General features: G+C 47.9%; 4 protein-coding genes and 1 pseudogene. 4 read left to right on the top strand and 1 reads right to left on the bottom strand.

Annotation, left to right across the window (positions count from 1 at the left end):
- Positions 1 to 465 precede the first annotated feature (465 nt).
- From G465_RS0112245 to G465_RS0112235, 3 genes are read left to right on the top strand one after another with little or no spacing between them, the layout of a single operon-like run.
- Entirely contained in the window at positions 466 to 3,252 is a 2,787-nt protein-coding gene (locus G465_RS0112245; RefSeq protein ID WP_022654736.1) for a class I SAM-dependent DNA methyltransferase, read from the top strand.
- 11 nt (positions 3,253 to 3,263) lie between these two features.
- Positions 3,264 to 5,342 (top strand): DEAD/DEAH box helicase, encoded by a 2,079-nt coding sequence (locus tag G465_RS0112240; protein ID WP_022654735.1) that lies wholly within the window; start codon positions 3,264 to 3,266, stop codon positions 5,340 to 5,342.
- Positions 5,335 to 6,510 (top strand): GIY-YIG nuclease family protein, encoded by a 1,176-nt coding sequence (locus G465_RS0112235; RefSeq protein ID WP_022654734.1) that lies wholly within the window; start codon positions 5,335 to 5,337, stop codon positions 6,508 to 6,510. Before G465_RS0112240 ends, G465_RS0112235 begins: the two co-directional genes overlap by 8 nt.
- A gap of 420 nt (positions 6,511 to 6,930) precedes the next feature.
- Here G465_RS0112235 and G465_RS15225 read toward each other — a convergent pair.
- Positions 6,931 to 7,050: pseudogene (locus G465_RS15225) on the bottom strand (IS200/IS605 family transposase); the annotation flags it as partial.
- Positions 7,051 to 7,071: 21 nt separating this feature from the next.
- Here G465_RS15225 and G465_RS16580 point away from each other — a divergent pair.
- The coding region (locus G465_RS16580) for a helix-turn-helix domain-containing protein (protein WP_155846565.1) at positions 7,072 to 7,239 on the top strand (168 nt) is incomplete at its 3' end.

Raw genomic sequence — 7,239 nt, 5'->3', positions numbered from 1 at the left:
ATTCACCTGATTGTTTAAGGCAACCTTGTAGGGCAGATAAGCACAGCGCATCCGCCGGTAGTGTGGGCACCGATTTTGTGCCCATCATTTTTAATTTGGTTGCTCAATGATTGTTTTGGGTGGATGCACTGCGTTTATCCACCCTACTACTAAAAAATAACAGATCCTAACTCCGGTTAACCCCCCAAAAAATCCTCCTCCCCGAGCCCGCGTCTGCGGGCTTTTTTGCGTTTGTCGGGCGTGGTGTGGGTTGAGCTGTTATTCTCTTTTTCCGCGAAAAGCCGTTGCCAGCGGGATTTCGCCATATTTGCGATTTTGTATGTGGTGAAAAATTGTGTTTGCGGTGTTGCGTGGTTTTTTTGTAGCCTCGCGCAACCCTTGCCCTCTCAATTTGCTGGTGTGGCTGTCATCAACTTTGGAAAGAATGAATTGTGCTGTGGTTTGTTGCCATAGCCGAGGCTAAACATGAACGCAGTAGAAATCGATCAAGCTATTACAGAACTCGCGGCGCAACCTTTTGATGCTGCAGAGTTTCCCTATGCCTTTCTTGAGGCTTTTGGTAACAAATCCACCACGATTAAACGCTTGCGTGCTGGGGCATCGAATAAGTCTGATGTAGGTGGTGTGCTGCAAACCAACAACATTCATATTTTGACTTGTGATGTGGGTTTGGTAACCGAAACGCTTGGGATGCTGAAAAATAGCCCTGCGACGGTTCGTGCTAAAGCGCGGTTTGTTCTGGCAACCGATGGTGCTGATTTTGAAGCGGAAGATTTAACCAGTGGTGAGACGGTTGCTTGTGCGTTTCGGGATTTTCCTGATCATTTTGGTTTCTTTTTGCCGTTGGCTGGAATTAGTACCGTTCGGCAAATTAGTGAAAACGCATTTGATATCCGCGCCACCAGTCGCTTAAATCGTTTGTATGTCGAGCTGTTAAAAGATAACCCCGAATGGGGAACGGCAGAGCGTCGGCATGATATGAATCATTTTATGGCGCGGCTGATTTTTTGTTTTTTTGCCGAAGATACGGATATTTTTGGCGGAAAGGGAAAATTTACAGAGACAATTTCGCGGATGAGTGCGGCTGATTCGTCGAATACGCACGAGGTTATTTCGACATTGTTCCGTGTGATGAATATTCGGCGAGAAGAGCGTACGGCGGCGAATATTCCGCGTTGGGCGAATACGGATGATTTTCCTTATGTAAATGGTGGTTTGTTTTCTGGTAATACCGAGGTGCCGCGATTTAGTAAGATTGCGCGATCTTATTTGTTGCATGTGGGTGGTTTGGATTGGACGAAGATTAACCCTGATATTTTTGGTTCGATGATTCAGGCGGTTGCGGATGATGAGGAGCGCGGGGCATTGGGGATGCACTATACCAGTGTGCCGAATATTCTTAAGGTGTTGAATCCGTTGTTTTTGGATGATTTGCGGGCGAAGTTAGACGAGGCGGGAAATAATCCGCGTATGTTGTTGAATTTGCGTAAGCGGATGGCGAGGATTCGGGTTTTTGATCCGGCTTGTGGTTCGGGTAATTTTTTGGTGATTGCTTATAAGGAGATGCGAGCGATTGAGGCGGAGATTAACCGGCGGCGTGGTGAGGCGGAGCGTGCGTCTGAGATTCCGTTAACGAATTTTAGGGGGATTGAGTTGCGTGATTTTCCAGCGGAGATTGCGCGTTTGGCGTTGATTATTGCGGATTATCAGTGTGATGTGTTGTATCGGGGGCAGAAGTTGGCGTTGGCTGATTTTTTGCCGTTGAGTAATGAGAATTGGATTATTTGTGGGAATGCGTTGCGGCTTGATTGGTTGAGTATTTGTCCACCGGCTGGGACGGCTGTAAAACTTCATGCGGATGATCTTTTTGAAACACCGTTAGATCAATCTGAGATTAGTTTTGAGAATGAAGGTGGAGAAACCTATATTTGTGGCAATCCGCCGTATTTAGGTAGTAAGTGGCAGAGTGACGAACAAAAATCTGATTTGGGCAATCTATTTGATAAACGAGTAAAAAATTGGAAATCTTTAGATTATGTAGCAGGTTGGTTTCTCAAAGCAGCTGATTATGGGTGTAATACTCGTACAATGGTGGCATTCGTAGCTACTAACTCTATCTGTCAAGGTCAACAGGTACCTATTCTATGGCCAGAAATCTTCCGGCTAGGACTCCACATTATATTTGCTCATACATCGTTTAAGTGGGCTAACCTTGCTAGTCATAATGCTGGTGTCACTGTGGTTATAGTCGGCATTTCTTCGATATTAGATATGGCATGTCGCTTGTATTCTTTACGCGAAGAAGGACAGGAGCAGACTGTCGAATGTAAGACAGTGCAAAATATCAATGCTTATTTGGTTGCTGCTCCTGATGTCGAAGTAAAGTCAGCTTCAATACCTCTCAACGGATTACCACCAATGCAATTTGGTAATCATCCCTACTACGGCTCAGCACTGATTATGTCGCAAACCGAGGCTCGGCAGCTCGTAGCAACATCTCCGGATGCGGTATCTTACATTCGTAATTTCTATGGTTCTAAGGAATTCATCGATGCTTCACCGCGTGCCTGCTTATGGATCAAAGATAGTGAAGTCGATGCTGCAAGTCGTATTCCTGAAATCGCACGCCGTATCGATACCGTTGTGCAGGCTAGGCGTGCTGCAACCAGAGATGCTAGTGCCCAGAAGCTTGCAACGACTCCTTGGAGGTTCCGCGAACAGATACTGGGACAGTCTCATTCTGTCATTGTTCCTCGTGTTAGTTCTGAAAACCGTCCGTACTTACCTGCTGGAGTGTTGGAGCCTGATAGCGTAATACAAGAGAAGGCATTTGCCTTATACGACGCTCCGTTATGGAGTTTTTCAGTGATTGTCTCACGGCTGCACTGGGTGTGGATTGGCACTGTCTGTGTTCGTATGAGAACAGATTTTTCCTACTCCAACACCCTCGGCTGGAATACCTTTCCTGTGCCAACGCTTACCGAAAAAAACAAAGCCGACCTAACACGCTGCGCCGAAGAAATCCTACTCACACGAGAACGCCACTTCCCCGCCACCATCGCCGACCTCTACGACCCCGACAACATGCCTGCCGACCTACGCGCAGCCCATGAACGCAACGACGAAGTATTAGAACGCATCTACATTGGCCGCCGGTTTAAAAACGACACCGAACGCCTAGAAAAACTGTTCGACCTCTATACCAAAATGACCGCAACCGCAGCACCAACCAAAACCAAAAAACGTCAATAAAGAACCATCTTATGAGCGAAAAAATCAAATCTGTGCCTTGCGTCTCAATGACCTACCAACACAACGGCGTATCAACCAAAGCCAACGCCCTCGGCATGCGCCCGATGCAAGAACGCGCCTATGAAAAACGCGGCGAACAATATCTACTTATCAAATCGCCGCCGGCCTCTGGCAAAAGCCGTGCCTTAATGTTCATTGCCCTAGACAAAATTCATAACCAAAACCTAAAACAAGCCATCATCGTCGTTCCCGAAAAATCTATTGGTTCTAGCTTCAACAATGAGCCCCTCTCAAAATATGGCTTTTGGGCAGATTGGCAGGTTGAACCAAAATGGAACCTGTGCAATGCACCTGGGAACGACAACGGCGGCAAGGTGAAATCGGTAGCGGCTTTTCTCGATAGCACCGACAAAGTCCTAGTCTGCACCCACGCCACATTTCGCTTTGCTGTTGATCAATATGGCATTGAAGCCTTCGATAACTGCTTAATTGCAGTTGATGAATTCCACCACGTTTCTGCCAACCCCGATAACAAACTAGGCGCCCACCTCGGCCAATTTATTGCGCGTGGCAAAACACATATCGTTGCCATGACTGGCTCGTATTTCCGAGGCGATGCTGAGGCTGTGTTAGCACCATCGGATGAAGCCAAGTTCGATACGGTAACTTATACCTACTATGAACAACTCAATGGCTATGAACATTTGAAACATCTCGACATCGGCTATTTTTTCTACAACGGCCCGTATGTTGACGATATTTTGAATGTCCTCATCCCCAATGAAAAAACCATTATCCACATTCCTAATGTCAATTCGCGTGAGAGTACGAAAGACAAAATGCGCGAGGTTGAACACATCATTGAAATGTTGGGTGAGTGGCAGGGGATTGATAGCGAAACGGGTTTTCAGCTTGTTAAACGCCCTGATGGACAGGTATTGCGGATTGCCGATTTGGTCGATGATGATGTGGCAAAACGTGAACGGGTTTCCACCGCGTTAAAAAATCCCACCCACAAAAATAACCGCGATCATGTGGATATCATTATTGCGTTGGGGATGGCAAAAGAAGGGTTTGATTGGATTTGGTGTGAACATGCGCTTACCGTCGGTTATCGCGCCAGTTTGACCGAGATTGTGCAAATTATCGGGCGTGCAACTCGTGATGCCCCCGGAAAAACCCGCGCAAAATTCACCAACTTAATTGCCGAGCCCGATGCCAATGAACAAGCGGTTACCGAGGCAATTAACGACACATTAAAAGCCATCGCCGCCAGTTTGCTCATGGAGCAAGTGCTTGCCCCTCGTTTTGAATTCAAACCAAAACACACCGACAGTGGCCCAGCAGAAGGTTTTGATTATGGTGAGGAAGGCTATCACCCAGAGCGTTGCAATGTCGGGGTGAATGAACAAACCGGCACTTATCAAATAGAAATTAAGGGGCTGATTGAGCCAAAAAGCAAAGAAGCAACGCGGATTTGCCAAGAAGATCTTAACGAAGTGATTGCGGCATTTGTGCAGGATAAATCTACGCTTGAACGCGGTTTGTTTGATGAAGAGCTGGTGCCGGAGGAACTGACACAGGTTCGTATGGGCAGAATTATTAAAGATAAATATCCAGAACTCGATGCCGAGGACCAAGAAGCGGTGCGACAACATGCGGTTGCAGCGTTGAATTTCACACAACAGGCTAAACGGCTGTTAAACGAACAAATTATCAATGAACAAGCAAGGAACGACGCCGAGCCATCGCTTAATACGGCGTTGATTGATGGGGTACGCCGATTTGCGATGGATGTGCGCGAGTTGGATATTGATTTAATCGACCGAATCAATCCGTTTGGCGAAGCCTACGCCATCCTCGCCAGAACGATGAGTGAAGAGAGTTTGAAACAGGTGGCGGCGGTGATTTCTGCTAAACGAACCGCCATTACACCGGAAGAAGCAAAAGAACTTGCCAAGCGTGCCAGCCAATTTAAGAAGGAACGCAAACGCTTGCCATCGCTTGATGCTCAGGACGCATGGGAACGGCGTATGGCAGAAGGAGCATCGGCTTTTATGCGCTTTAAGGCAGAGGGACGTTATGAGTGATGATGATTTAGATGCACTGGCGGCAGATCTCGCCGACTTTGCGCCACCAGAGAAAAAAAGCGGGCGGTCGGCGTATGAGGAACGGATTATTGCCGGTTTTGAGGAAATACAACGCTTTGCAGAAAAACATGGCCGCGCCCCACAACATGGCGAAGATCGCGATATTTTTGAACGGCTGTATGCGGTGCGCCTCGACCGTTTGCGTGAGTTGGCCGATTGTCGGGCGGTACTCGAACCGTTAGATCATCAAGGTTTGCTCACCGCAACGGCACCGATAGAAGATGATGAAATCAATCTTGATGAGTTGGCTGCTGAATTAGCCGGTGTTGAACGCGCTGATGATATTACGGTGTTGCGCCACGTCCGTACCAGTGCTGAAAAACGTGTCAGTGATGAAATTGCCGACCGCAAGCGGTGTGAAGATTTTGATGTTTTTCAGGCACAGTTTAAGCAAGTGCAAAGTGAGCTTAAATCTGGCGTCCGCCTTACGTTGCCGTTTGGTAAAAATGCTACGATTGAGATTGGTCAGTGGTTTATTTTGGGGGGGCAGACGGCGTATGTTGCTGAGGAAGGCGAAGAATTTGATTCTCCTCAGGGGAAAAAAGATGCCCGTTTACGGGTGATTTTTTCGAATGGGACGGAAAGTAATTTGCTGCGCTTGTCGCTTGTGCGGGCACTCTATAAAGACGAAGCCAGCCGCCGGATTACCGACCCTGATATGGGCCCATTATTTAATGAGACTTGGGACGACGATGATTTAGCCAGTGGGACAATTTATGTGTTGCGTTCGCTGTCAGATGAACCGTATGTGGCACAACATCGCGAGCTGATTCATAAAATTGGGGTAACCGGCGGTAAGGTGGAAGCGCGAATTGCGAATGCTGAACGTGAGGCAACTTATTTGTTGGCAAAGGTGGAGGTGGTGGCAACGTATAAGCTGGCAGGCATTAACCGAACAAAAATGGAAAACGTCTTCCATCGATTATTTGCCTCGGCACGTTTGAACATCACGATCCAAGACCGATTCGGCCATCCCGTACAGCCGCAAGAGTGGTTTTTAGTACCGCTATTTGTGATTGATGAAGCCGTTGCCCGTATCCAAGACGGCAGTATCACCCGCTATGTGTACGACCCCAGCAGCGCAAAGCTGGTAGAAAGTGCGGATTGAGTTTGAATGTTGGGTGACCAAACTCCCTCAACAGACAAAAACAAAGGCCAGCATAACACTGGCCTTTGGTGTGCATAGTCTAACTACACAGTGCATCTAACTTAGCGCATTTGATTAAACAAAGACATCGCGTTGCTGATGGCAGTACTCAGTGGATTAGGATTAGGGTCTTCGATAAGGTAGATCGTACCGTCCTCATTTCTTCCAATAGCAGGAGGACTTCTAGGAATAACTGTGCCAGTGGTTTGTCTAGTAGTCATGAGCTCGCGTAATCTGTCGCTGCCCTGTGCATCTTCTACCTCTGGTTGAGTACTACCACCCAACGATGGTTGGGGATCAGGTCTGTTTGGTGTGAATGTAGTACTCTTGCCAATTTCTTGACCCTGTGCGCGACAAGCCCCGCCGTTCAGGGCGGGGAAGGATAGCGCGGACGGCGTAGCCGTCGAACACATTGCGGCGATACTTCGCCACAAAGACCAAATGGACGTGCATCTTGAACACGCAGTGCCGACTGCGCCTAATATCGTTGTCATCTCTCATAGACCAAAGTATCATTGATTCATGCAACGACTTCAAGCCTTCAAATACGAACTGGTGCCAGACGGCCATCAGGAGCGGCAGATGCGCCGCTTCGCTGGCTCGTGCCGGTTCGTATTCAACAAGGCGCTGGCGTTGCAGAAAGAACGCTACGAGAATGGCGAGAAGAAGCTGGGTTATGCTGGGCTGTGC

Origin of the sequence: Aquaspirillum serpens DSM 68 (assembly GCF_000420525.1) — a bacterium.
Classification (GTDB): Bacteria; Pseudomonadota; Gammaproteobacteria; order Burkholderiales; family Aquaspirillaceae; genus Aquaspirillum; species Aquaspirillum serpens.
The sequence above is the reverse complement of the archived record's forward strand: the minus strand, read 5'-3'. Positions and strand labels throughout refer to the sequence as shown.

Bases quoted from the DNA above. Each gene is read 5' to 3' on its own strand.
- G465_RS0112235 (WP_022654734.1), top strand. From the start codon at position 5,335: ATGAGTGATGATGATTTAGATGCACTGGCGGCAGATCTCGCCGACTTT.
- G465_RS0112240 (WP_022654735.1), top strand. From the start codon at position 3,264: ATGAGCGAAAAAATCAAATCTGTGCCTTGCGTCTCAATGACCTACCAA.
- G465_RS0112245 (WP_022654736.1), top strand. From the start codon at position 466: ATGAACGCAGTAGAAATCGATCAAGCTATTACAGAACTCGCGGCGCAA.